Genomic DNA, 25,340 nt, shown 5'->3' with positions numbered 1-25,340 from the left:
CTCAATAGAGCAGCTGACTTATAATAAAAATATGCCTAATAACTCTCAGTCTAATATAAAACATCTTAACCAAGCTATCCCTAACAAAACCGCCATCATCGGCTTTCTCGGTACCACCTTAGACAACGGCTTTAATGACAAGCGTTGGCAACGCTGGCGACCGACGGTAAGTCTATGCCTGCACGATGATATGCTCGTCGATGAGCTGCATGTTTTATATAGCAAGCGTGATAAGCGCCTGTTTAAGATTGTCAAAGACGATATCGCCAAAGTCAGTCCGCAGACACAAGTCATCGCTCATCATGTGACGTTATCAAGCCCGTGGGACTTTGCCGATGTCTATGCCGAGCTATATGACTTTGCCACAGGCTTTGATTTTCAAGATAATACTGATTACTTGCTACATCTCACCACAGGCACGCATGTGGCACAGATTTGCTGGTTTTTACTGGTGGAGGCGGGGTTTATTCCTGCCGATCTGGTTCAAACTTCGCCGTGCCCAAGACCCGACCAAGCTGATCCGCAAGGCCGCTATCAAGTGATTGATTTGGATGTCTCACGCTACGATGGCTTGCGTGAGCGTTTTGAGGCCGAAAAGCAGCAACATTGGCAAACCTTACAAGCCAATCTGGTCACCCAAAACGCTGCTTATCAAAAGCTAATATCCGATATCGAAAAAGTCGCGACGCGCTCCACCGCGCCAATACTTTTAATAGGCGCAACAGGGGCAGGCAAGTCGCAATTGGCGAGCCAAATCTACGCGCTTAAAAAAGCCAAAGCCAATAGCAGCGCGCAAAACAAATATACCCTTGATAACTTTGTCGAGGTCAACTGTGCCACCTTGCGCGGCGATACCGCTATGAGCGTACTCTTTGGTCATATCAAAGGCGCGTTTACTGGCGCGGCGTCCAGTCGTGAGGGACTGCTAAAATCAGCCAATGGCGGATTGTTGTTTTTAGATGAAATCGGCGAGTTGGGTCTTGATGAGCAAGCGATGTTACTAACCGCTTTGGAGGAGCAGCGCTTTTATCCGCTGGGTAGTGATACGCCGATCAGTGTCTCATTTCAGCTGATGGCAGGAACCAATAAAGACCTGCGACAAGCAGTTGCCAATGGAGAGTTTCGTGCGGATTTATTTGCACGGCTCAATACTTGGACGTTTTTTTTGCCCTCATTAAAAGACCGCTTAGAGGATTTACCTGCCAATATCGACTATGAGCTGGCGCGTTTGGGTAGCGAGCAGCAACAGCAATTCCGCTTTACGGTTGATGCGCGGCAATTATACGAAGACTTTGCGACAAGTTCTGAGGCGACATGGCAAGGTAACTTTCGTGATTTGACCGCGAGTATGATTCGCTTAACAACGCTGGCTGAAAGTAAAGTGATTCGGAAAACAGACGTACAAGCAGAGATCGCGCGCTTGATGAATATTTGGGGTTTGGTAGATGGTTTGAATGGCTCGAATAGTTTAAGTAATGATAAAGGCAATGACGCAACTAAAAATAGCCTAAGTAATAATATTCAAGCAGGTTTTAATAGTGAGTTAGTCGAGCAGGGAAGTTATGACATTCTAAATAAATATTTAGATAATGAAACCCTTGCCACGATTGATCCGTTTGACGCAGTACAACTGGCGTATGTCATTGAGGTGTGTATCAGCCATAAAAACCAAGCGGCGGCGGGGCGTTATTTATATGCCAACTCCCGCGATAAGCTCAAAAGCCCCAATGATAGTGATCGTTTGCGTAAGTATTTGCTCAAATTCGGGCTTAAATTTGATGAGCTGGGGTAGAGTTTAAAAGCATTGTTTTTGCTGATTGAATATTAAAATAAAAGGAAGTAGTTATGAGTGATCCACGATGAAATCTGTGGCGGCGATCCTTACATTGCTCATGTTCGTAATCGCTATAAGATTAATGCCAATGGTTCAATAATGATTTACAGCGTTAAAGATGATAAATATCAACCGCTTTAATCCCCACCACCAATCCGCTCCGCCAATGCCTGCAACTTTGGCACTATCATCTCAGCATAGTCATCTGCTTCCCAGTTGGCACTTGGCACACTAGCATTGAGTGAATACGCATATTGCCCAGTGGCGACATCAAACACCCCAACCGCGACTGCTAATATGTCAGTAGAAAACTCTCCATCAGACACAGTATAACCGTACTGCTCATAATGCTCTGCTGCGCTGGCTAGAGTGCTTTGCGCATGGTTATAATCTTCGACAGACAAACTCTCTTGTAGATTGCTAATGATAACCGCCTGTCTTTCTTGTGAGCTTGCCGCATAAAAAGCCCGCCCGATGGCGGTGCGTGCGATAGGTACGGCTGAGCCAACTTGTAAATTGACCGATAGGCGAGCAGGGCTACGGCAGCAGGCAAGATAACGCATTTCGCCTGCAATCTCTGTGGCTAAGTTCACTGACACTTCGTTTTGTGTTGCAAACTGACGTAGCAAAGGTTCAGCAAATGCGACTACATCATGACGACTCCAAGCAGTAGCGCTTAATCGCACTGCGCTACTACCCAACTCATACTGACCGTAGGCGGTGATACGTAAAAATCCAAGCGTGGTTAAAGTGTAAATTAACCGAGTGATGGTCGCTTTCGGTAGTGCTGTCATTTGGCACAATTGCTGATGACTTAACTGCTCTTGCTGTTCAAAGGCAGCAAGTATAGACAAGCCGCGCCCAAGCGCCGTGACAAACTGTCTGTCTTCTGTCTCTTTGCTTTGCACAAGGGCATTATTCGTGCGTACTAGTAAAGGCGTCGGTTTTGGCAAGTTTTTTATCATTTTTTGACCGTATATATTCAAAAAGGTTTACAAGAGAGATAAATTTTGCTTAAATAGTTTTACATTATGGAACCAAGTTTCACATAGCGGAACTTGGTTGTCAAATAAAATTGTTGTCAAATAAAATTTGCTTGTGATTTAGCTGGTTATATAAGTAGTTTTTGATAAAACGTTGATGAACAGTTTTTACAAGCCGTCTTAAGTAAAGGAGTACGATATGTCAGCACCTACTAACCTACGAACGAATGCCAGCCCAAGTTTTGATTGGGAAGACCCTTTTTTATTGCGTGATCAGCTTACTGATGAAGAACGCATGGTCAATGAAAGCTCGCATCAGTTTTTTCAAAAAGAATTAATGCCTGGTATTTTGGAGGCCAATCGCAACGAAAATTTTGATCGCAATATTATGCGTCAAATGGGCGAGATGGGTCTGCTTGGGGTGACTATCGAAGGTTATGGCTGTGCTGGTTTGTCAAGTGTAGCTTATGGTCTTATTGCCAAAGAAGTTGAAGCAGTAGACTCGGGTTACCGCTCTGCAATGAGTGTTCAATCAAGTTTGGTGATGCATCCTATCCACGAATATGGTACTGAAGAGCAAAGAGAGAAGTATCTACCTAAGCTTGCAACTGGTGAGTATATCGGCTGCTTTGGTTTGACTGAGCCTGATTCAGGATCAGACCCTGCGTCTATGTCAACTCGTGCACGCGCTGTTGATGGTGGTTATGAGCTAACTGGTAATAAGATGTGGATTACCAATAGTCCTATCGCTGATGTGTTTGTCGTTTGGGCAAAGGATGATGAAGACAAGATTCGTGGTTTTATCTTAGATAAAGGTATGAAAGGTCTATCTGCACCGAAAATTGAAGGTAAGTTCTCACTACGCGCTTCAGTGACTGGTGAGATTGTCATGGACAAAGTATTTGTTCCTGAAGCCAATGCTTTTCCAGATATTCGTGGCCTTAAAGGTCCGTTTGGTTGCTTGAATAAAGCCCGTTACGGTATCGCATGGGGTTCAATGGGTGCGGCTGAATTTTGCTGGAAAGCCTCGCGTCAGTATACGCTAGACCGCAAACAGTTTGGACGTCCATTAGCTGCAACGCAATTGGTGCAATTGAAACTTGCTAATATGCAAACTGAGATTGCCCTTGGCTTGCAAGCAGCGCTACGTGTTGGTCGTTTGATGGATGAGCATAATGCAGCGCCTGAGATAATATCGCTCATTAAGCGCAACAACTGCGGCAAGGCGTTAGATATCGCTCGTGTTGCTCGTGATATGCATGGCGGTAACGGTATCTCTGATGAGTTCCATATCATTCGCCATGTCATGAACCTAGAAGCAGTGAATACTTATGAAGGTACGCATGACATTCATGCGCTTATCCTAGGTCGTTCGCAGACTGGTATTCAAGCGTTTTATTAATTTAAAGCGCTAGCAAGGTAATAAGTAGCTTTTGATTAAGTCATAGCTAAGTATCAATTTTCAACGACTAACGTACGTTACTGTTTAGCCTTTAACACAGCGCTTAACATTAGCGTGCGTTTTTTTATAAGCTGAAATAACAAAGTAGCAAGATATAAGCACTTAGAATAATAAACGTCTCAATACTTCTAAAAAGGTAAGGGAATATCATGAATACAACATCGCAACCTTCTATATCACAAACTGATGACCATGCAGCGAAAGGCGCACTGCATGGTATCAAGGTGCTCGACTTATCAAGAGTATTAGCCGGACCATCTTCTACACAAGTGCTCGCTGATCTTGGAGCAGAAGTCATCAAAGTTGAGCGACCCGGTATCGGTGATGAAACGCGTCATTGGGCACCGCCCAAGTTTAGCGATGATACTTCTGCTTATTACGCAACTATTAACCGTAATAAAAAATCGCTTACGGTCGACATCACCACGCCAGCCGGACAGACTATCATTAAGCAGCTTATCGCTGATAGTGACGTTGTGGTAGAGAACTTCAAGGTTGGTGGTCTCAAAAAATATGGCCTGGACTATGAGAGTCTCAAACAAGACAATCCGCGTTTAATTTATGCGTCATTGACAGGGTTTGGTCAAACAGGGCCAGATGCCAAGCGCCCGGGTTATGATTATATTATTCAAGGCTTATCGGGGCTAATGAGTATTACCGGTCCTAGCGATGGTGAACCCCATAAGGTCGGCGTCGCAGTCGTCGATTTGTTTGCAGGCTTGCAGCTGACCATTGGTATTCAGGCGGCACTGTTAGCGCGTCAACGTACAGGTCTTGGACAACACGTCGATGTGGCATTGCTAGACAGTGCGCTGGCTATGCTGGCGAACGTCGGTATGAATCACTTGGCATCAGATAAAGTGCCACCAAGACTGGGTAATCAGCATCCAAACATTGTGCCTTATCAGGTATTTGCAGCTCAAGGTGAAGAGCATTTCATATTAGCCTGTGGTAATGATAGCCAGTTTGCCAGACTTTGTGACGTGCTAGGCGTAGATTGGCATACGGACAGTCGCTTTATGACCAATCCTGCCCGAGTTGCAGAGCGTGAGCTGTTATGCGATGCGCTGGTCAAGAAGTTTGCCGAGCAGCCGCGTGCGTATTGGTTAGAGGCATTAGAGCAGGCAGGTATTCCTTGCGGTGCCATTCATAACATTGCTGAAGCTCTAGCGATGCCGCAAGCGCAAGCACGTGAGATGATTGTTGATTTTGCCGCACAAGGCAGTCCGGTAAGAGCGCTTGGTAGCCCTATTAAGTTATCAGCTTCTCCAGTAACTTATCGTACACCGCCGCCGCGACTAAGCGAGCATACCGATAGCACGCTTGCAGATCTTGGCTATGATAGCGAGATGATAGCCAAACTCAAAGCAGACGGTATTGTTTAGTTAAAATGGACAACAAAGCTAGGCTGAGCGTGAAGGTATAAAGCCTAAGCGCTGCTCTATTTGTTTGGCCAACTCAATCAGAACAGCACTCACCTCAGCGCGTTTGGCTTCATATTCAACTTGCAAAAAGCTGACTGCCATGCCAGCGACTGCGTGACCAGAGGCATTACGAATATAAGTACCTAAGCAATACATACCCTCGCGTAGCTGTCCATCATCTAATGAAATACGGCTGTCATGAATAGCTGCCATCTCATCGGCAAAGCTGACAAAGTTGTCGACGCCATTTGGGGTTAGCGGTTTAGGAAATTGCCCCTCATATATCGTCTCTATAGTATCTATAGGTAAGGTTGAGAGCATGGCTTTGCCCGTCGCCGAAAATACGGCGGGCACACGTACCCCAGCACGGAAGGTAAAGCCGAGCGGCGCAGGGGCTTCATGACAGGCCAAAAATACCACTTCTCCTAAGTCCAGTTTAGATAGCGTGACGGTATGCTGTAGTAGGGCAGGATACTGTACGATTAAGTCTTTAAATAGCTGGATCACACCTTGCTGCTGCTCATATTTGCCCGCCCAGTACATTAAATAAGAACCTAAATGAAAACGATTTTCAGCGTCTTTATAGATTACATGTTTGGTGAGCAGACTTTGTAAAATATTATGGGTTGAGCTGCGAGGAAGATCTAATTCTTTGGCAATATGAGCGGCTGTCAAGGGCTGGGTACTTGCCGTAATCAAATCTAAAATCTGAAAAGTTTTGTCTAATGCAGGAACAGCGGTTGAGCTCATAAGTGACCTATAAAGGTGAGTAAAATTAAAAACAATAAAAATAAAGCATTAAATAGTCATGAAAATGAGAATAAAGGTTGCAAAATGGATCCCATCATTCTTATAATGATGTCTCATATATAGAATCTATGTTCAGTATATTGAACAATATAACAGTTATCAATAATTATTTATGTAGAGTCGTATCAAAACGATTTCATTATTAAAGCTACTAATAACCGTTTTATCTACCTTTATAATATGCCATTAGTCCAATCGACAAGGAGCGTCAAAATGTCACAACGGTCACAATCTACTCTACAGTTGTCAAACCCAGACCTGCTTAAGCAACACTGCTTGATTAAGGATGGATGGCATGCTGCTAGTGATGAAGCCACTCTTGAAGTAAGTAACCCTTTTGGTGGGGACGTTATTGGCACTATTCCAAGTCTTACCACCGAAGACGTCAATGACGCTGTCGCTTATGCGCACGACGTACAAACAGCATGGGCTGCAAAAACACCAAAAGAACGTGCAGAATTATTGCAAAAATGGGCAGATCTCATTGATGCAAATAAAGAAGATCTTGCAATCATTATGACCGCGGAACAAGGCAAGCCTTTGACCGAGTCGCGCGGTGAGATTGGTTATGCCAATAGCTTTATTCGCTGGTTTGCAGAGGAAGGCAAGCGCGTTTACGGTGATGTGATTCCTGCCAATCAATCTCAACTGCGCCACGTCGTTCTTAAGCAGCCAGTTGGTGTTTGCGCGGCTATTACGCCTTGGAACTTTCCAGCTGCGATGATTACCCGAAAAGCTGCACCTGCATTAGCGGCAGGCTGTACGATGATTATCAAACCGGCCACTGAAACTCCATTTTCTGCGCTAGCCTTAGGTGCGTTAGCAGAGCAGGCTGGTATTCCAGCTGGTGTCATTCAAGTCGTTACTGGTAAATCATCAACGATCGGTGACATCCTCACAGGCGATACTCGTATTCATAAGTTATCATTCACAGGTTCTACGGAAGTAGGCCGTACTTTGATGGCTCAGTGTGCCCCAACTATCAAAAAGCTGTCATTAGAGCTGGGTGGCAATGCTCCATTTATCGTTTTTGATGACGCAGATCTTGAAAAAGCAGCCGAAGGCTTGATTGCTTCTAAATATCGTAACGCTGGTCAAACCTGTGTGTGCGCCAACCGTGTGTATGTCCAAGACAGCATCAAAGATGAATTTTTGGATGTGTTTGTCAAAAAAGTAGCTGAACTGAACGTTGGTAACGGCTTAGAGGAAGGCGTGGATATCGGTCCTTTGATCAACAAAAAAGCACTAGATAAGGTACAAGCACTACTCAAAGATGCATTGGATAAAGGCGCAACACTAATCGCTGGTGGTAGTATCAATAGCGCATCAGAGTTGACCTATAACCCGACTGTCATTACTGATCTTAGTAGTGATATGGATATTGCTCATGAAGAGATTTTTGGTCCTATCGCTACCATATTTACCTTTAACGACGAAGAAGAAGTGATTCGTAGAGCTAACGATACGATTTACGGATTGGCCGCTTACTTCTACAGCGGAGATTATGCTCGCTCATGGCGCGTCTCGGAAGGTCTTGAGTACGGTATCATCGGTCATAATACGGGACTTATCTCTACAGAAGTAGCTCCATTTGGCGGTGTGAAGCAGTCAGGATTTGGTCGTGAAGGCTCTAAATATGGTATCGAAGAATACGTTGTGACCAAGTACTGGTGCTCTGACGTCAGTTAATGATTTGACTGATGCATATGGTTTTTAACAGTCAGTTTTTTGATCCTCAGCTTCTTACATAGTTTTTGATGAATGTTAAGTTGAGGATCAATGCGTTAAAGAATTTTAGTGTTAAATAAAATTAATAAAATTTGGTATCTAGTATTTATTAGATAAATCGTTACTCAATAACCGCCACTCAATAACTGGCACTTATGTAAAAATAAAGAAAAGGACATTCCTATGACTACGAACAATCAATCATTGCTTGAGCGCCGTAAAGCTGTGTTACCAACAGGACTTGGTGTGGCGTTTCCTATTTTCGCAGAAAAAGCAAAAAATTCTGAAGTTTGGGACGTTGAAGGTAATCGTTATATCGACTTTGTAGGCGGTATCTCAGTACTCAATACTGGTCACAGCCATCCAAAAATCACCCAGCGTGTCCATGAGCAACTAGACAAGTTTACGCATACAGCCGCGCAAATGATTAACTACGAATGCTACGTAGATCTTGCCGAAAAACTTTGCAAAAAAGCCCCCATCAGTGGCGATACCAAGGCTTTCTTTTTAACGACTGGTGCTGAAGCGGTTGAAAACTGCATTAAGATTGCTCGCGCTAAAACAGGTCGTCCAGGTGTTATCTCTTTCGTTGGCGGTTGGCATGGCCGTACGCTAATGTGCATGAGCCTAACAGGTAAAGTGCTTCCATACAAAAAGAACTTTGGCCCTATGCCAGGACCTGTTTTTCATGCGCTATTCCCAGCTGAAGAGTTGAACGTCACAGAAGCACAAGCGCTACATAGTCTTGAGATGATTTTTCAAGCGGATATCGATCCAAGCGAAGTGGCCGCGATGATCATTGAGCCAGTACAGGGTGAAGGCGGTTTTCATCAGGTAACGCCATCATTTGCTAAATCGTTGCGTAAAATTTGTGATGAGCATGGCATTGTACTGATTTTTGATGAAGTCCAGTGTGGTTTTGCACGTACGGGTACTTTGTTCGCCAGTGAGCAGCTAGGCGTCGAGCCTGATCTAATGACGAGCGCTAAAAGCTTAGCAGGTGGTTACCCTATCTCTGCAGTCATTGGTCGTGCTGATATTATGGATGCACCGCAAGTCGGCGGTTTGGGTGGGACTTATTCTGGTAACCCGCTTGCATGTGTGGCAGCACTGGCCGTCATGGAAGTCATTGAAGAAGAGAACCTACTTGAGCGTAGTGTTGAGATTGGCGATAAAATCGAAGCATTCTTAAAAGATCTAAACCTTAGCAGTATCGGTCATATCCGTCACAAAGGTGCAATGTTAGCTTTTGAGCTAATCGATAGTGAGGGCAAACCTGATACGGATGCAACAGCTAACCTAAAAGCTAAAGCTTTTGAACAAGGTTTATTGTTAGCGTCTTGTGGTATGCATGGCAACGCGATTCGTGTCATGGTTCCTCTAACAGTTGAAGATGAAGTATTGCAAGAAGGTCTTGATATTATAAAAGGTATTTTAACCGCTTAATTGCTACGCAGTTTTAGGGGCTTTGTGCTAAAACATATCGTAACGATTGTATCGGTTTTAACTAAATTTTTAGTTTGGTTAAAAGGTAGGGTATAGATATAAAAGCAAGGACGCTTTTGGAGTATTAATTCTGAATATAAGCTCTATAACGGCGTCTTGTAAATCAAGACGCCGTTGTTGTTTTTGTCAGTTCATATTTTAAGTTACAGTAATGAGAAGCCATTGCTTGCGCTAATACCAAACAAGTAATATGAGTATTAGAGTCTAGGCGGTAGGTTTTAGATATCAAATCAAGCCAGCTTAACCGTAAAAGGTTGACACGGATGATACACGGACAAGGAGCAAGTTATGTCTGCAATGAAAAAATCGTTAGGGGTAGTCGATATTATCGCTCTAGCATTCGGTGCTATGGTAGGTTGGGGCTGGGTCGTTTTGGCTAGTGGTTGGGTAGTCTCAGCTGGGACGTGGGGCGCTATCACCGCGTTCTTAGTCGGTGGACTTGCGGTCGTTATGATCGGTGTGACCTATGCTGAGCTGACCTCATCCATGCCGATTACAGGGGGTGAGCACACTTATACCCACCGTGCTTTAGGGGTTAATGTCTCCTTTATATGCTCTTGGAGTATGCTCTTTGGTTATTTGTCGGTCGTGGCTTTTGAAGCCGTTGCTCTACCTACCGTGGTAGAGTATTTGATACCGAATTATAATCAAGGGTATTTATGGAATGTAGCAGGGTGGGATGTCTATGCGACATGGGCAGGCGTCGGTATGGCAGGCTCTGTTTTAGTGACTTGGCTGAACACACGTGGTATGGAAGTCAGTGCTTGGTTTCAAAAAACAGCAGTGGCTGGTATTTTGATTGTTGGTGTTCTATTGTTTATAGGGGCACTGCTCTTCAATCCTGAAACGACAAACACTGAGTTGTCGCCTGCGTTCATTGGTGGTATTGGCGGTATTATGGCCGTTATCGTAATGGTTCCCTTTATGTTTGTAGGTTTTGATGTTATCCCGCAGGCAGCAGAAGAGATGAACTTAACCCGTCCAAATATCGGTAAATTCTTAATTGTCTCGTTAATTGTCGCGGTGATTTGGTATGTTGCGGTCATTTGGAGTGTAGGCGTGACGCTACCGTTGGCGCTAGCTGAAACATCCTCTTTAGGCACTGCTGATGCAATGGAGACCGCATGGCAAGGCAAATGGGCAGGTGTCTTACTGGTCATCGGTGGTGTACTTGGTATTATGTCGAGCTGGAATGCCTTCTTGATTGGTGGTAGCCGTTTACTTTATGCGATGTCTAAAGCTCATATGCTGCCAGCCTTCTTGGGTAAACTGCATCCTAAGCATAAGACACCAATCAATGCAATCTTACTTATCGGTGGACTTGCTACGCTTGCACCATTATTTGGTCGTAAGATGCTAGTATGGATCGTTACAGCGGGTGGTTTCGGTGTCGTCATTGCTTATACCTTAGTAGCAGTATCGTTTTTGGTATTGCGTTATCGCGAGCCTAATATGGTACGTCCGTTTAAGATTCCAGCAGGCAAAGTTGTCGGTATGATTACCATTATTCTCAGTTTGGGCTTGTTTGTATTATATCTACCCGGAATGCCATCGGCACTCTCTGGAATTGAATGGTCAATATTCGTCGGCTGGACCATATTAGGTATCATTTTCTTCACTTATGAGTCGATCAAAAATCCAGGCAAGAGCAAAGTGGTCATGGCAGCTGAGTTAGAAGAGTTAAAGATTGTCAATCAGCAGTGGTTACAAGAGAATCCTTACAAGAAATAAGTTTGTTACGGTTCTAATTGCAAGAAAGCCTAACATCAAATGTTAGGCTTTTTGTTTGTATAAACAATGACTCTATTAATTACGATTTATCACGAATCAACTTATAGTTTAAAAACTCAGTGATACCAAGGGTACCAAGCTCGCGACCGAATCCTGAGCGTTTGACACCGCCAAATGGGGTGTTGGCTTCAGAGCCAGACGGTGAATTAATCGTTACCATACCCACTTCTAGTTGTTCAGCGATCTGTGCTGCTAGAGCCGAATCTTGGGTCTGAATGGACGCGCCAAGACCAAACGGAACATCATTGGCAATTTTGATAGCATGAGCGATATCACGGGCTTTATAGATGACCGCGACAGGACCAAATAGCTCCTCGCGATAAACATCCATCGAATCATCAACGTCTGTCAGTACAGCAGGGGCAAACCAAGCGCCAGGCTTATCTTTAACCATGCCGCCTTCAACAAGCACAGTTGCACCTGCTTTAATAGCGCCATCTAACTGCTCTTGCAAATTCTGCGCTGCACTTTTTGATGACATCGGTCCAATGAAAGTTTTTTCATTATGCGGATCCGCTAGGCTCATTCCACGTACCGCGTCGGTAAAGCCTTTAACAAACTGATCATATACGCTATCAACGACAATTAAGCGTTTGGCTGCATTACAAGCTTGGCCGGTGTTACCAAAACGACCCTCAATAGCTCCTTCAACAGCTTGCTCAATATCAGCATCTGCTGCCACAATAAAGGCATCAGAACCACCAAGCTCTAAAACGACCTTTTTAAGCGCGCCGCCCGCTATTTTTGCAACTGCTTGTCCTGCGCGCTCAGAGCCTGTTAATGAGACGCCTTGGACTTTACTGTCTTCAATAATGGTCGCCGCTTGCTCATTGGTAGCAAAGACATTGTTATACACACCATCAGGCAGGCCTGCGTCTTTTAGGATATCAACGATGACTTCTGCGGTATTCGGGCACTGGGGCGCATGCTTTAGAATAATGGTATTGCCTGCCATGACGTTCGGCGCGACAAAACGTGCGACCTGATAATGAGGGTAATTCCACGGCATAATGCCAAATAATGTACCAACTGGCAACTTTTCTACAGACGCTGAACCTTGATCAACATCGATCGTATTCGGTGCCAATAGTTGCTCAGCATTGTCTGCATAGTAGCGATAAATTTCAGCGACCAAGCCGATCTCACCTTTTGCTTGCCCAACAGGTTTACCCATCTCATTGGCAACGATACGTGCAAGCTCATCTTGACGATCAATATAGATGTCAGCGACTTTATTCATTATCGCACTACGTTCGCTAAGAGAGGTTTTTTGCCACTCTTGATAAGCATTGTCTGCTTGTTCAATAGCATGCTGAATATCTTGCTCAGTCGCTGTTGGGTAGGTGGCTTCGATTTCACCAGTCGCGGGGTTGCTAACTTGATAGTCGCTCATAAATATTCCTTTGGTTAAAATCCATATTGATTATTATTCAAACAATTAACGTTTAAAATTTAATTTTACACCACTTATAAGTGTTCTGATAAATGGTAAAGCCCATTACAGTAACATATTAAACTGTATGAATAGCATAATGTCTTTAGTAAAATTACTATTGTTTAAGCGTTAGCGTTTAAGGGCTGGTTGCTGCTGGGTAATACAATGAATATTACCGCCTCCAAAAACAATCTCTTTTGTCTGTACTCCCACTACCTGATGACGAGGAAAGATTTTTTCAAGCTGTTCAATGGCCAAACTGTCGTTAATATCATCATATTGCGGGACAATGATGGCCTCATTACAGATTAAGAAGTTGGCATACGAGGCAATACATACATCACCTGTATGGCGCGCTTTGGCATCATCAGACTGTACTATATCGTAGTTTTCAGGCAACGTAACTGGCTTTTGGGTACAGCAAAGCTTATGAACTGTTAGACGTCGGCCTTTAGCATCTTTCATGTTTGAGAGTTGTTTATAGGCTTTTTGAGTGGCCTCAAAAAACGGATGGTTGGGGTCATCGGTAAACAAGCAAACCACCTCACCCGGACGAGAAAAGCAGGCGATATCATCAATGTGTCCTGTGGTTTCTTCAGGATCGATACCATCATCAATCCAGAGCACCTTTTGGGTATTAAGATAAGTGTTCAGCTTGTCCTCGATTTGAGTTTCGTTAAGATGGGGATTACGGCCAGGACTGAGCAAGCACATACGTGTGGTCAATACTGTGCCTTCACCATCGACATGAAACGCGCCACCTTCCAGCACAAAATCTTCGGTACGGTAGCGTTCGATATTCAAATAATCGCATAGACGTGCAGCTAACTTATCATCGTCATCCCAAGGCGCATAAAGGCCATCGTAGTCTCCGCCCCACGCATTAAACGTCCAATCACAGCCGCGTAGCTCACCTGCATCATTGATTAAAAATGTCGGTACGATGTCCCGCGCCCACGCATCATTGCTCGGCATGGAGATGACGTCAATATCAGCTGGCAAACTATCACGACAAGCTTGGTAGTCATCAGGGTTGACTAAAACTGCAACCTTACAATAGGGCTTAATAGCCATTGCCACCGCTTTGTAAGCTGCTTTGGCAGGGACCGCCTTTTGACGCCAGTTGTCTTCTCGATAAGGCCAGATCATCCACACTTGCTGTAAGGGCTCAAACTCGGCTGGCATATAAAAACCGTCGTCTATCGGAGTTGAGTCTTGAATGAGTTCAGACATATAAGTCACCTTGTTAGCAGTAATCTTTTAAGAAACAATTTTGTATAACCTATCTCAGTCACAGTTTGACATTACGTGCAGCTTAGCCATGAGTCAGTAACGTGCCATACATAGAAGGACGGCGATCACGAAAAACGCCCCATTCTTGGCGTTCACGAGCAAGTTTGTCTAAATCAAAGGTGGCGCTGATGACTTCATTATTATCTGCTGATGCTTCTTGAGCTATCTCGCCTCGGCCATCAGTGATGAATGAGCCACCATAAAACGACATCACGCTATCAGCACCATTTTGTGTGACGGTCTCAGAGCCAATACGATTAGATGCAACCACTGGCATTAGGTTGGCTGCTGCATGTCCTTGCATACAGCGCTGCCAATGCCCCTTTGATTCGATATCTAGTGTTGGCTCATCACCAATAGCAGTTGGGTAAAATAATATTTCAGCACCCATCAATGCCATGCTACGCGCGCATTCAGGGAACCACTGATCCCAGCAAATTCCGACCCCAATTTTGGCGTACTTGGTTTGCCACACCTTAAAGCCAGTATCGCCTGGGGTAAAGTAGAACTTTTCAGCATAGGGAATGCCATCTGGTATATGCGTCTTACGATAGGTGCCAAGTATCTCGCCATCGGCATCAATTATGGTGATACTATTAAAAAACGTATTGCCCGACTTTTCATAGAAGCTAATCGGTAAGACCACTTCTAGCTCTTTGGCCAATTTTTTGAAATGAGTGATGGCAGCATTATCTGCGACAGAGGTAGCAAGTTTAAAATAATCAAAATCATGAACTTGGCAAAAGTAGGGCGTCTCGAACAACTCTTGGAGTAAGATAATATTGGCACCGTCCTTAGCTGCTTTGGTAACCAAGTCAGTTGCCGTATCTATGTTTTGTTGAATATCCCAACCACAAGCCATCTGTGTGGCAGCAACAGTTACAGTACGCATAATCTAATTCCTTTTATATATTAGCTAAGAAGTAAGGTCGGACAAAAAAACCATATTAAATAGTTGATAATGGACAATGACCAAACGGTAATTGCCCATAGTATAACGGTCTGATAACAACACTATGCTATATCTAGGCCATCATAAACCCTAAGCCTAAGAAGGTTGCGACAGACAGTACCGCACCTAGCATAGCGTAAGGGAACTGTGTAAAGGCATGCTGCATCGGTGAACACCCAGCGCCTTGTGCTGCTAGTAATGATGAATCACTAAAGAAACAAGCATGACTACCAAATGAAGAGGCAGATAACAAGGCACCAATCATAAGTGGCGTACTAACCCCCAGCGCCATAGAGATTGGGAAGACAATTGGCATCGCTAAGACATATAGACCCCAGCTTGACGACGTTGCAAATGTTAAAAAAGCCATGACTGCAAAAATGACAGCAGGGAAGATGATAATGGTCATATATGGTGTGATGGATTCAATGACATACATAGTCATGCCAAGCTCATCGTTGATGGCTTTTAGAAAAAAGCCTCCAATTACAGTTGAGAGTGGGTATAACATGACCTTAAAGCCTTTAAAAATAGCTTCAACTTGGGTCTCAAAGCTCAAAATTCCTTGTACCCAATATACAAGAACCGTCACAAAGCACGTCAATAACGCGCCTCTTAATAAATCAATTTCAAAGTAGATGGTTGAGACGATCAATAAGATCATAGGAAAAGCAAAATTTAAGATATTGGCTTTGAATGATAGCTTACGTTTGGCTTTTACGTTTGAGATTAATTGCTCTTCTACAAAGGCTTCAGGTACAGGGTTACCAGCTTGTGCACGTTTTTCAGCCTTTTTCATTGGTCCCCAGTTGCCAAATATACCAGTTGCAACTAAGAATACGATAATAAGGGCAAACCAAGCATACGCCATATAAGGAATAGCACTGATATAAAGCCCTAAACCAGCGCCGTCTCCTGCGACGTTATTTTCTTCCAACAAGCCTGCAAAATAGACTGCCCAAGTAGAGATAGGAACAATCACACACATGGGCGCTGCTGTAGAGTCAACGATATAAGCCAGTTTTTCACGCGATACGCCATACGCATCTGTTAATTTTTTGACAGAAGTCGATACGGCCAGACAGTTGAGATAGTCATCAATAAAGACCACAATACCCAAAGCAAAGGTAGCCAAAAGTGACTGTCTACGTGATTTGATGATCTTTTGTAGCCATTCACTAAAGCCATCTAGACAACCGCTGATCTCAAGCAGTTGAATAAGCCCGCCCATAAGACCACACACCAAAACGATCCAGATAATCGTCTCATTACCTAGAACCATGGAGATATTGTCAGCGAAGGGGGAGACCAGATCAAAAGGATTGAGCATGACCAGGCCGGCGACGCAGCCTGCTATCATTGATTCAAACGGGCGTCTTGAGACAATAGCAGTGATTAAGACTAGTAGCGTTGGTAATAATGATAATGCACCCCAAGATTCTGATGCATCTCGAGTACTTGAAAGCCAGACGAAAGCAAGGTAGATAGCTATACCTACTACCACCGTTAAGAACACTCGTTTGTTATGAAACAGTCCTTCAACAGCGTCGTTGAGCTTCATATTCATGGTTACACTCCTTGTAAAACCTCATTTTTTATAGAACAAAATATGCTCTTTAATTTATGCTTGATAACAGTTATGAATTTACTGGTATCAAGCTCATCACAACACTCCTTTGCTGTGATGGTGTAATGTAACAACGATCCTCAAAAAATTTAAAAAATGAACTATTATCTATTAATTTATCTTATTGGTCTACATGCCAGTACGATCTTTTAAGGCATACCACCATGATCCCATCATCGAATAAGGTACTCTTAATGCACGGCCCCCTGGGAAAGGTATCCATGGTATCTTGGTAAACGTATCAAACTCTGCAGTCTTGCCATTGATAGCGTCTGCCAATATCTGTCCAAATAGATGCGATCCTGTCACGCCATGACCACTATAGCCATGCGCGAAAAATACGCGATCATGTAATTTACCCAGCTGGGGCACACGAGAAAAAGACAAGGCAAAGTTACCACTCCACGCGTAGTCTATTTTGACATCGCGCAATTCTGGAAATATCTTATTCATATTGGGTCTGATTTTAGCTGTAATGTCAGATGGGTCTTGACCACCGTAGACGGTACCACCACCGAATAACATACGCTTATCAGCAGAAAGACGGTAATAATCCAGAATATAGCGCACATCTTCAACACAAACATCGGTTGGAAGCAGTTGGTCTGCCAAATCACCCAAAGGTTCGGTCGCGATGATTTGCGTTGATACTGGCATGACGCGATCCGTCAGTTTTGGAATGACTTTATTTAGATAAGCATTGCCGCAAATTACAGCCTGCTTACAAGTCACTGTACCAAATTCAGTGATGATTTTGATAGAGTCATCGAAGTATTCAATATCAACGACCAACGTATTTTCATAGATGGTACCGCCGCCTTGTTCGACAGCAGCGGCTTCACCGAGTGCTAGATTGAGTGGGTGAAAGTGCCCGCCTGAATGATCAATGACACCGCCCACATAAGCATCTGTTTTTATGTGTTCTTGAATGCCAGACTTGTCCAACATTTCTCGATCATGCATGCCATGGCTTTCCCACAATGCATGCGTTTCTTGTAAGTCCCTTAGTTGTCCATTGTTTAGAGCTGCAAAGATGTTTTTTTCTTTTAGATCGCAGTCAATATTGTAATCAGCGATAAAACGACGAATAATTTTGCCACCGCGAGTCACTAGTTGACCGACGAAGTCTGCGTTTTGTTGACCATAAGATTTTTGAATCTTTTGTAGGCTGGCGTTAAGGCCATTGACGATTTGTCCACCATTACGTCCTGATGCGCCCCAGCCGATCTGCGCGCCTTCAAGAATGACGACTTCATGATCGGTCTCGATCAGATGTAGGGCGGTTGATAAGCCACTATAGCCACCACCAACCACACAAACCTCCGTTTGAATGTCATTTTTTAGCGTCGGTCTGTCAGGCTTAGGATTACGACTGGCGGCATAATAGCTATCAGGATATTTCCCTTTGTCTGAATAATGCGGAATATTGCGCTTATTATTAGACGGCTTGTTCGGCTGAGCATTTTGCTCCATAGGCGGTGTAACATTGCTATTTGACATATTAGACATCCTGTAAATAGGTGAGGTATTCAAGGTTAGTAACTTGCTGAGCAAAGCGCTTGGCTTCTTGTTTTTTGACAGCGATTAACAGCTCAATCATCTCACTTGGGAACAATGAGTCGATTAAATCACTATTTTCAAACTTACGAATGGCTGATAACCAGTCTAAAGGTAACGTTTTAAGCTCACTATCGTCATAAGTGATACTGTTGATGGGTTCTGGGACTTCAAGCTTGTTTTCAATACCATATAGCATGCCTGCCAAGACTGCGCTACAGACTAAATAGGGGTTGGCATCTGCACCAGACACGCGATGCTCAATCCGGCGTGCTTTAGAGTCGCCGCCTGGGATACGTACGGCTGCCGTACGGTTTTCGTAGCCCCATGAGATATTATTTGGTGCCAGTGTCCCTGGAGTAAAGCGGCGATACGAGTTGACGTGCGGTGCAAATAATATGGTGCAATCTGACATGGTTTTTAGAAGGCCAGCTACCGCATGACGTAGCATATCTGACCCAGCTTCTGAGCCATCATCAAAAACATTGTTGCCATCTTTATCAAGCAGACTACAGTGAACGTGAAAGCCATTACCTGACTGCAAACCAAAAGGCTTTGCCATAAAAGTTGCGGTTAGTTTACGACGTGCAGCGACAGCTTTGACAACCTGTTTAAACAAAATGGCATCGTCTGCAGCTTTTAATGGATCGTCGACATGTAATAAATTGATTTCAAACTGGCCACAACCATTTTCAGCCAAGGCAGCATCAACAGGAATATCAAGCTTTTTACACTGAGCATAGATTTCATCTAAAAATTCATCGAATTGTAGTAAGTCGTTGATACTTAAAATCGATGTTTTATTCAGGCGTAGCCCACTTTTTGGACGAATAGGGGGTTTTGGGGTTTCGCCTTCAGTGTAATCAAGCAGATAAAACTCAAGTTCCGTTGCCATAACTGGCGTGAGTCCAAGCTCTTTGAATTTTTTACTGATGTAATCTAAAACGTGTCTAGCATCACCATAATAAGGCTCGTTGTCTTCGGTATAAAGCCAAACGGGTAGCAAAGATGATGGTGCACTAGTGTTAAGAAGGGGATATGCTGCACGGCCTGTAGGACGAGCAATGGCATCTATATCACCATTGCATTGAGAAGACTCAATGACATCAGCACCCCATATGTCGACGCCTAAGATTGACAAGGGCAAACGGATGCTACCGTTCTGAGCTTTTTCCATTTGACTAAAAGGGATGCGCTTACCACGAAGTAAGCCATTAATATCACCTGCAGCCACATAGACATATTCAGTGTTGTTTGCAGATTCGACCATTCCATTGGTTGTCGTCATGTCTCTAATTCCTATTGATTTTCAAGATTTTTTGAGTTGTTGCTACTAAGCCTTTAGTAGCTGTTGTGTATCACTTTTTTATAAAGGTTATCGAAGATTTCAAATAAAACAGTGACTATAAGTGATGTCATAAATAAAGTTTATTGCCTCGTTACCAGTTACTGCTAAGCACGTTTTATTTATCTTCATCAATAATATTAATGCCTTAGTGTCTTTTTACATCACTATTTATCAATACGCTTAATGGATGAAATGTATCTTTTGTCTTACTGATGTCATTCAATATATGATTGAAATTTATATATGTCAATTACTATTTAAAACTATTAATAAGTAACTTATTATAACCATTATGGATACCGTAGCATTAATAATGAAGTTTATAGTTTACATTTTATGAGCGAGTATGTTAAATTTTAAGCCATTATAAGCTCATCCAATCTGAAGTTTTAGGTTCGGATGTTACATTCAAGGAAGATTGACATGCATACTTTTAGACCTGTAATCGCTATTGTTTCTTGTTATAAGATGGTTGATGGTCAGCCATCACAGTCGGTTTATCAAAAATATATCGATGCTGTGAACTTTTATGGCGGTAATCCTATATTGCTACCAAACACAGCTGCCGATAGTGCAAACTTCGACGCATTATTAGAAATTTTTGATGGTATTTTATTGACGGGTAGCTATAGTAACGTTGCGCCAACCCGTTATGGCGCAACGCATCTTGAAGAAAAACAAGATTTGGGTCGTGATGATCTGAGCTTTAAGTTACTGGCTCATGCAGATAAGACAGGCACACCTTTATTAGCGGTTTGCCGCGGTCTACAAGAGATGAATGTACATTTTGAGGGAACGCTACATCCAGACTGGCGCGAAGTCGAAGGGTTTTATGAGCCGCATCTAGAAGACAGTACCGCGCCTCTTGAGGTACAGTATCAACCTGTACACGATGTCTTAATCCAGCCAGAAGGACGGTTGGCGGAGTTTGGCAAAGAATGGCATGTCAACTCCTTGCATAAGCAAGCCATCAATAAAGTCGGAGAGCGCTTATCTGTGGAAGCTGTAGCACGTGATGGGCTAGTAGAAGCAATCAGCTTAGTACAACATCCTTTTATGATTGGTGTACAATGGCACCCTGAGTTAAATTATGCGCAAGATAACTTGTCCAAATTTTTGTTCACGGAATTCATTCAACATGCCAGCAAAAAACTCTCTAGATAATGTTTCAGATACAACCACTTTAGACGATACAGTCGCCGCCGAAAAGGCTCAGACAGCCATGGAGGCGGATGAACGACCAGAAGAAGATATTGGTAAAAAGATTAATCAGCTGCGACTTGCTAAAGGTTATTCACAGCGTAAGCTTGCAAGGCTTGCAGGACTGACTAATACCTCAATCAGTGCTATTGAGCGTAATAAAGTGAGTCCGGCTGTCAATACATTAAAAGCGATTTTAGCGGTGCTAGGCTCTGATTTGACGACTTTTTTTAGTGATGAATGGAAAGAGCCTAAAGCAAGGGTGGTGGTAACTCCCAAAGATTTGATTGAGCTTAGTGAACCAAATAGCAGGGTATCACTCAAACAGGTATACAACTGCAGCACAACCAAAAACTTGGGATTTTTGATTGAAACCTATCAGCCCAACAGCTCAACGGAAGAAAAAATCGCTCACGAAGGAGAAGAGATCGGTACGGTCATTGAGGGCAAGATTTTGATTCGTATCGAGGAGACCACATACTTGCTAAATAAAGGGGACAGTTATGTGATTGATACCATGAAGCCGCATACCTTTATCAATCCTAGCGATACGGTGACTCATATAGTGAGTGCGCATACACCAACGACTTATTAGATAAAATGATTATATAGGGTTGCTGCTATACTAAAAAGTAATGCAATTCGTTCTTAACTGTTATTGCTTATAATCGTGTTCCGTTTTACTTTTATCCATTTTACTTTTATTAGTGACGACAGCTTTATCATTAGCAGTCTGTTCTATATTTGCCACTGAGTCGCCAGTTATTTTTGGCGGCTTTTTTAATAGATTAATCTTTGTATTTATTGTCCTTTTATCATGAGTATCGATAAAAGGAGAATTGGCCACTTTTAGATGCTTTTTGGATCTTTGTAAAGAGTGAGCATCTAACAACGCTTTTTGTTCTTTTTGCAGTGCTTCATACAGACCTTGATAGACTTCAATGGTCTCTTTAATCATTTGGCGCATGGTAAATTTATCTGTCATCTCAGGTCGAGTGACACTTTCTAACTGACTTTTGACAACTTTGCATAGAGCCTGAGCATTATATTTTTTAACCAAGCCCTGCGGGTATAACGGCTGCAAAATCTCACTAAAAGCCGCCTGATCCCAACCAATCACGGGCGTACCTAGATGAATGGCCTGCAGGGCATTAATACCGATAGACTCAGGCTGGTTGGCAAGTGCCATAACGATATTGGCCGCTGATAGCCACTCGCGCATGTCGTTACGTTTACGACCGACATAGGTAATACGTTCGGCCAGACCCAACGTATTGGTGCGTTGACGAAAGTCTTCATGCGCCACATCACCATCTCTATGGTCTTCGTCCATAATGATAGCGTGAATGTTGGGAAATTGTTCTTGCAGATTACCTAAAATATCAATCAGCCATTCTTGTCCATACTCATTACCAATGATAGTCGGAAAAACCAACCATTTCTTGTGTTCAAGCTCTGGATATTCTGCAAAGGTACGGCGCAACCAATATACAGAAGGGTTGTGCCGATACGGATAACGACGCGTATCAACGCCGCGGTAGATACGCTTGATGGACTTTGGATCGATCTCTTCGCGATGTAGACCTTTTCTCAAATAATTCGTCACACTATCTGATACCGTAATAATAGTATCGACATCCAGTAGTGCTTGTGAATATTTATTAATTGAATAAAAACCATACATGGTTGAGACTAGCTTTGGTCGATGTTTTACGCGTGCTCGGCGCAGGGCTAAATGCAATATCCAAGCAGGTGTGCGTGAATGCACATGGATAATATCAGGATTGTATTGTTCGATAAGATGACGTAAAGGGGCAACTTGTAAGATTGATAACCATGATTTTTTATACATATGCAGCTGATGGTATATATTGCCATCTCGCTCTAAACGTTTGACCAAATCGTTATCATCATCGGCACTAGAGACAATAATAGAAGTATGCCCGTTTTTGGCCAAAGCACGTCCAAGATGAAAAATCCCACGTTCGGATTCATCATGCTTTAAGGACGACAGTAAGCGCATAACTTTCATAATAGCGTGGGCCACCAGTTAGGATATCAAGCTGCTATTGTCAGTTAAAAATGCTGAAAACTCAACCATGAAGACCGATTAGAGGTGACAAATCGCCATGCTGGCTCAAGTTTTTACAGTTTAAAGAATTGATGAGTGGCTAACGACGCTTTTGCAAGTGTTCAGCATTGGGCAATATTTGCTTTTCGCTTAAGTATTTCCAATAGCGCTGCGGTAAATACTGTCTGTGCAAACGAGGGTTTTTGCGCTCTTTAATGTTGACGTTGGTAAAGTAACCTTGCCAAAATTTTTGATAGCGCTGTTCGTCCTCACTATGAATACTGGCAGGATGACGAAGGACTGCCTCATCAAGCTCAGTGATGGTTTGTAGGGCAGCGGGGCGCGTGGGCGTGCTTTGACTCTTATTATAGTAAATGCCATAGTCACGAGCCAGATCATAGATGGCCCAATGCTGATCTTGATAGCGCTGCCGAAAATGCTCCCCAATCAGCGGTAAGACGTTAAAATCAGGCTCAACACGGGCAAAATAGATGTCACTGGTTGTATGCTCAAAACGCACAAAGGCTTCCATACGGTGCTTTTCACGTCCGACAGACTTTACAGTTTGTACCAGCTCAAGTATGTTCAAGTTACCCAAGTCCTGCATAACATGGCGACTAGGGTAGCCAATAGCATATTTGACTACTTGAAATAAAGTGGTACCAATGTCGTCCTTTTCAGACAAAAATCCCCAAAGTAAATTGCGCATACCTGAGCGACCTAATAGCTGGTTTAATTTTACCAATACACGTTCAGCATTTTCTTCATTAGGCACAACGCTGGTTGCTTGAGCAATCAAAGAAGGTACATAACAGTCTTGGGCAATCAATCGTAGTGCTGCATCGTCTTGTAATTTATTAGCATAAACATAGAAGACAGCACTTAGCCAACCTTCAAAACTTGGCTCGTAAAGCACAATACTGGGTATCAATTGACCAACAGAGTACGCGATGTTTGGGGCCAGCTCTAGCATATATGCTCCTTTTTAAAACAGTGCTAATTGCCCACTGCGTTGATCCTTGTACTTAGTCTGCGTCTGCGCCAGTACGTATTGACGAAAGTTGTCACGTGTTAGATGCGCGAGATGCTCGTTTTTACCAGTGGTTGCGATAAAGTATTTGGCACGATTGACCGCAGCGCCCATTTTTTTGAGATGGTAAAGCGTCAACTGATTAAACTTACGTGCTTTGACTATTTTTTTGGCGGTTTTGGTGCCGATACCTGGAATGCGTACAATCATCTCGTAGCTTGCTGTTTGAATATTGACAGGAAAATGCTCGCGTTGACGGATAGCCCAAGCGAGTTTTGGATCACAGTCTAAATCCAAAAATGGCGACTCAGGCTCAACGATTTCATGCGCGCCAAAACCATAGAAACGCATTAACCAATCCGCTTGGTATAGGCGGTTTTCGCGCACCATAGGCACCGGCGTACCGATCGCTGGCAAGCGGTTGTCAGAAAGCATCGGCACGTAACCTGAGTAGTAAACCCGCTTTAAATCATACTGCTTATAAAAATGACTCGATAACTGAATCACTTGTAAGTCGGTCTCATTGCTCGCGCCAACAATCATTTGACTGGTTTGACCCGCTGGAGTGAACTTTGGTGCTTTTTTGTGCGTTTTACGGCTTTCACGGATGGTAATGATCTCTTCTTTTACCGTTTCCATCGGTGCTTTTAGCTCGTCGTGCGACTTTTCTGGCGCAAGCAAAGCCAGCCCTGATTTGGTTGGAATTTCAATATTGACGCTGAGACGATCAGCATAAAGCCCTGCTTCTAGTAGCAGCTCTTTTGACGCGCCAGGAATGGTTTTTAGATGAATATAACCGTTAAAGCGCTCACGAGTACGCAGGATTTTAGCGACCTCGACCAGTCGTTCCATCGTATAGTCGCCACTTTTAAAGATACCAGAGCTGAGAAACAGCCCTTCAATATAGTTACGGCGATAAAACTGCATGGTCAGATCAACCACTTCCTCAACACTAAAAGCGGCGCGCGGTGTGTCATTGCTTTTGCGTGAGGTGCAGTACGCGCAGTCATAGATACAATGATTGGTCAGCAAAATTTTAAGCAAACTGACGCAGCGACCGTCTTCGGTATAGCTGTGACAGATTCCTGTCGCAGAAGCGTCACCGAGTCCGCCACCTTGATTTTTACGCGTGCCAGCTGAGGATGAGCAAGAAACATCATACTTAGCAGCGTCCGCTAAGATGTTAAGTTTGCCTTGTAATCGATCGTAATTGATGGTTGCCATAAGTTATAGTGCCCATTCATTAGTAGAGTACTATTTTATCAAAATTAACGCTAAGTCATTGGATT

At 43.5% G+C, this 25,340-nt stretch carries 19 protein-coding genes; 8 read left to right on the top strand and 11 right to left on the bottom strand.

Going from position 1 to position 25,340, the window contains the following annotated elements; genetic code table 11:
• Positions 1 to 31 precede the first annotated feature (31 nt).
• Positions 32 to 1,792, top strand: coding sequence for an RNA repair transcriptional activator RtcR (gene rtcR, locus ACS8FB_RS03510; RefSeq protein ID WP_439261027.1), 1,761 nt, complete (start codon positions 32 to 34; stop codon positions 1,790 to 1,792).
• A gap of 179 nt (positions 1,793 to 1,971) precedes the next feature.
• On the opposite strand, the gene ACS8FB_RS03505 is transcribed toward rtcR, so the two are convergent.
• Positions 1,972 to 2,799 carry an IclR family transcriptional regulator gene (locus tag ACS8FB_RS03505; RefSeq protein WP_439261026.1) on the bottom strand — a complete coding sequence of 276 codons (828 nt, stop codon included), beginning with the start codon at positions 2,797 to 2,799 and terminating at the stop codon, positions 1,972 to 1,974.
• 217 nt (positions 2,800 to 3,016) lie between these two features.
• Here ACS8FB_RS03505 and ACS8FB_RS03500 point away from each other — a divergent pair, with 217 nt between their 5' ends.
• Together ACS8FB_RS03500 and ACS8FB_RS03495 are read left to right on the top strand one after the other, a co-directional pair.
• Complete coding sequence (locus ACS8FB_RS03500; protein WP_439261025.1) at positions 3,017 to 4,219, top strand: acyl-CoA dehydrogenase; 1,203 nt, start codon at positions 3,017 to 3,019, stop codon at positions 4,217 to 4,219.
• Positions 4,220 to 4,428: 209 nt separating this feature from the next.
• Entirely contained in the window at positions 4,429 to 5,664 is a 1,236-nt protein-coding gene (locus ACS8FB_RS03495) for a CaiB/BaiF CoA transferase family protein (protein ID WP_439261024.1), read from the top strand.
• Between the two features lie 18 nt (positions 5,665 to 5,682).
• On the opposite strand, the gene ACS8FB_RS03490 is transcribed toward ACS8FB_RS03495, so the two are convergent.
• The gene (locus ACS8FB_RS03490) at positions 5,683 to 6,453 is read right to left on the bottom strand and encodes an IclR family transcriptional regulator (protein ID WP_439261023.1); all 771 of its coding nucleotides are present in this window, start codon (positions 6,451 to 6,453) and stop codon (positions 5,683 to 5,685) included.
• Between the two features lie 273 nt (positions 6,454 to 6,726).
• On the opposite strand from ACS8FB_RS03490, the gene ACS8FB_RS03485 reads away from it, so the two are divergent.
• The 3 genes from ACS8FB_RS03485 (at position 6,727) to ACS8FB_RS03475 (ending at position 11,478) form a co-directional block, all read left to right on the top strand.
• Positions 6,727 to 8,202 carry an NAD-dependent succinate-semialdehyde dehydrogenase gene (locus ACS8FB_RS03485; RefSeq protein WP_439261022.1) on the top strand — a complete coding sequence of 492 codons (1,476 nt, stop codon included), beginning with the start codon at positions 6,727 to 6,729 and terminating at the stop codon, positions 8,200 to 8,202.
• A gap of 222 nt (positions 8,203 to 8,424) precedes the next feature.
• On the top strand, positions 8,425 to 9,687 hold the full coding sequence (gabT, locus tag ACS8FB_RS03480) for a 4-aminobutyrate--2-oxoglutarate transaminase (protein ID WP_439261021.1): 1,263 nt from the start codon (positions 8,425 to 8,427) through the stop codon (positions 9,685 to 9,687).
• A gap of 348 nt (positions 9,688 to 10,035) precedes the next feature.
• Positions 10,036 to 11,478 (top strand): APC family permease, encoded by a 1,443-nt coding sequence (locus ACS8FB_RS03475; RefSeq protein ID WP_439261020.1) that lies wholly within the window; start codon positions 10,036 to 10,038, stop codon positions 11,476 to 11,478.
• 79 nt (positions 11,479 to 11,557) lie between these two features.
• Here the strand turns inward: ACS8FB_RS03475 and ACS8FB_RS03470 are convergent, their stop codons facing one another.
• The 6 genes from ACS8FB_RS03470 to ACS8FB_RS03445 all read right to left on the bottom strand — a co-directional run bounded on the left by ACS8FB_RS03470 (position 11,558) and on the right by ACS8FB_RS03445 (position 19,690).
• Entirely contained in the window at positions 11,558 to 12,931 is a 1,374-nt protein-coding gene (locus ACS8FB_RS03470; RefSeq protein WP_439261019.1) for an NAD-dependent succinate-semialdehyde dehydrogenase, read from the bottom strand.
• A gap of 171 nt (positions 12,932 to 13,102) precedes the next feature.
• A complete protein-coding gene (gene aguA / locus ACS8FB_RS03465; RefSeq protein ID WP_439261018.1) occupies positions 13,103 to 14,206 on the bottom strand; it encodes an agmatine deiminase in 1,104 nt (367 codons plus the stop codon).
• Positions 14,207 to 14,288: 82 nt separating this feature from the next.
• Positions 14,289 to 15,158, bottom strand: coding sequence for an N-carbamoylputrescine amidase (aguB, locus tag ACS8FB_RS03460; protein WP_439261017.1), 870 nt, complete (start codon positions 15,156 to 15,158; stop codon positions 14,289 to 14,291).
• A gap of 133 nt (positions 15,159 to 15,291) precedes the next feature.
• Positions 15,292 to 16,785: a Na+/H+ antiporter NhaC family protein gene (locus tag ACS8FB_RS03455; RefSeq protein ID WP_439261016.1), complete on the bottom strand. Its 1,494-nt coding sequence runs from the start codon at positions 16,783 to 16,785 to the stop codon at positions 15,292 to 15,294.
• A 189-nt stretch (positions 16,786 to 16,974) separates the two neighbouring features.
• Positions 16,975 to 18,345 carry an NAD(P)/FAD-dependent oxidoreductase gene (locus ACS8FB_RS03450; protein WP_439261015.1) on the bottom strand — a complete coding sequence of 457 codons (1,371 nt, stop codon included), beginning with the start codon at positions 18,343 to 18,345 and terminating at the stop codon, positions 16,975 to 16,977.
• A 1-nt stretch (position 18,346) separates the two neighbouring features.
• Positions 18,347 to 19,690, bottom strand: a complete 1,344-nt coding sequence (locus ACS8FB_RS03445) for a glutamine synthetase family protein (RefSeq protein ID WP_439261014.1) — start codon at positions 19,688 to 19,690, stop codon at positions 18,347 to 18,349.
• A gap of 483 nt (positions 19,691 to 20,173) precedes the next feature.
• Between ACS8FB_RS03445 and ACS8FB_RS03440 the strand changes: the two genes are divergently transcribed.
• Both ACS8FB_RS03440 and ACS8FB_RS03435 read left to right on the top strand, forming a co-directional pair.
• Entirely contained in the window at positions 20,174 to 20,914 is a 741-nt protein-coding gene (locus tag ACS8FB_RS03440) for a gamma-glutamyl-gamma-aminobutyrate hydrolase family protein (RefSeq protein ID WP_439261013.1), read from the top strand.
• Entirely contained in the window at positions 20,889 to 21,545 is a 657-nt protein-coding gene (locus ACS8FB_RS03435; RefSeq protein WP_439261012.1) for a cupin domain-containing protein, read from the top strand. The genes ACS8FB_RS03440 and ACS8FB_RS03435 overlap by 26 nt, the downstream gene beginning before the upstream one ends.
• A 60-nt stretch (positions 21,546 to 21,605) precedes the next feature.
• Here the strand turns inward: ACS8FB_RS03435 and ACS8FB_RS03430 are convergent, their stop codons facing one another.
• The 3 genes from ACS8FB_RS03430 to ACS8FB_RS03420 form a co-directional block, all read right to left on the bottom strand.
• The gene (locus ACS8FB_RS03430) at positions 21,606 to 22,982 is read right to left on the bottom strand and encodes a glycosyltransferase (RefSeq protein WP_439261011.1); all 1,377 of its coding nucleotides are present in this window, start codon (positions 22,980 to 22,982) and stop codon (positions 21,606 to 21,608) included.
• Positions 22,983 to 23,121: 139 nt separating this feature from the next.
• Positions 23,122 to 23,994: a TIGR03915 family putative DNA repair protein gene (locus ACS8FB_RS03425; RefSeq protein ID WP_439261010.1), complete on the bottom strand. Its 873-nt coding sequence runs from the start codon at positions 23,992 to 23,994 to the stop codon at positions 23,122 to 23,124.
• 12 nt (positions 23,995 to 24,006) lie between these two features.
• The gene (locus ACS8FB_RS03420; protein WP_439261009.1) at positions 24,007 to 25,275 is read right to left on the bottom strand and encodes a putative DNA modification/repair radical SAM protein; all 1,269 of its coding nucleotides are present in this window, start codon (positions 25,273 to 25,275) and stop codon (positions 24,007 to 24,009) included.
• Positions 25,276 to 25,340 lie beyond the last annotated feature (65 nt).

Source organism: Psychrobacter sp. 1U1, assembly GCF_051847535.1.
GTDB lineage: Bacteria > Pseudomonadota > Gammaproteobacteria > Pseudomonadales > Moraxellaceae > Psychrobacter > Psychrobacter saeujeotis.
Note: the sequence above shows the minus strand (reverse complement) of the source record. Positions and strands in the feature narration are given on the sequence as shown.

Coding starts and splice junctions, on each gene's coding strand:
- rtcR (WP_439261027.1), top strand. CDS start 32: ATGCCTAATAACTCTCAGTCTAATATAAAACATCTTAACCAAGCTATC.
- ACS8FB_RS03505 (WP_439261026.1), bottom strand. CDS start 2,799: ATGATAAAAAACTTGCCAAAACCGACGCCTTTACTAGTACGCACGAAT.
- ACS8FB_RS03500 (WP_439261025.1), top strand. CDS start 3,017: ATGTCAGCACCTACTAACCTACGAACGAATGCCAGCCCAAGTTTTGAT.
- ACS8FB_RS03495 (WP_439261024.1), top strand. CDS start 4,429: ATGAATACAACATCGCAACCTTCTATATCACAAACTGATGACCATGCA.
- ACS8FB_RS03490 (WP_439261023.1), bottom strand. CDS start 6,453: ATGAGCTCAACCGCTGTTCCTGCATTAGACAAAACTTTTCAGATTTTA.
- ACS8FB_RS03485 (WP_439261022.1), top strand. CDS start 6,727: ATGTCACAACGGTCACAATCTACTCTACAGTTGTCAAACCCAGACCTG.
- gabT (WP_439261021.1), top strand. CDS start 8,425: ATGACTACGAACAATCAATCATTGCTTGAGCGCCGTAAAGCTGTGTTA.
- ACS8FB_RS03475 (WP_439261020.1), top strand. CDS start 10,036: ATGTCTGCAATGAAAAAATCGTTAGGGGTAGTCGATATTATCGCTCTA.
- ACS8FB_RS03470 (WP_439261019.1), bottom strand. CDS start 12,931: ATGAGCGACTATCAAGTTAGCAACCCCGCGACTGGTGAAATCGAAGCC.
- aguA (WP_439261018.1), bottom strand. CDS start 14,206: ATGTCTGAACTCATTCAAGACTCAACTCCGATAGACGACGGTTTTTAT.
- aguB (WP_439261017.1), bottom strand. CDS start 15,158: ATGCGTACTGTAACTGTTGCTGCCACACAGATGGCTTGTGGTTGGGAT.
- ACS8FB_RS03455 (WP_439261016.1), bottom strand. CDS start 16,785: ATGAATATGAAGCTCAACGACGCTGTTGAAGGACTGTTTCATAACAAA.
- ACS8FB_RS03450 (WP_439261015.1), bottom strand. CDS start 18,345: ATGTCAAATAGCAATGTTACACCGCCTATGGAGCAAAATGCTCAGCCG.
- ACS8FB_RS03445 (WP_439261014.1), bottom strand. CDS start 19,690: ATGACGACAACCAATGGAATGGTCGAATCTGCAAACAACACTGAATAT.
- ACS8FB_RS03440 (WP_439261013.1), top strand. CDS start 20,174: ATGCATACTTTTAGACCTGTAATCGCTATTGTTTCTTGTTATAAGATG.
- ACS8FB_RS03435 (WP_439261012.1), top strand. CDS start 20,889: ATGCCAGCAAAAAACTCTCTAGATAATGTTTCAGATACAACCACTTTA.
- ACS8FB_RS03430 (WP_439261011.1), bottom strand. CDS start 22,982: ATGAAAGTTATGCGCTTACTGTCGTCCTTAAAGCATGATGAATCCGAA.
- ACS8FB_RS03425 (WP_439261010.1), bottom strand. CDS start 23,994: ATGCTAGAGCTGGCCCCAAACATCGCGTACTCTGTTGGTCAATTGATA.
- ACS8FB_RS03420 (WP_439261009.1), bottom strand. CDS start 25,275: ATGGCAACCATCAATTACGATCGATTACAAGGCAAACTTAACATCTTA.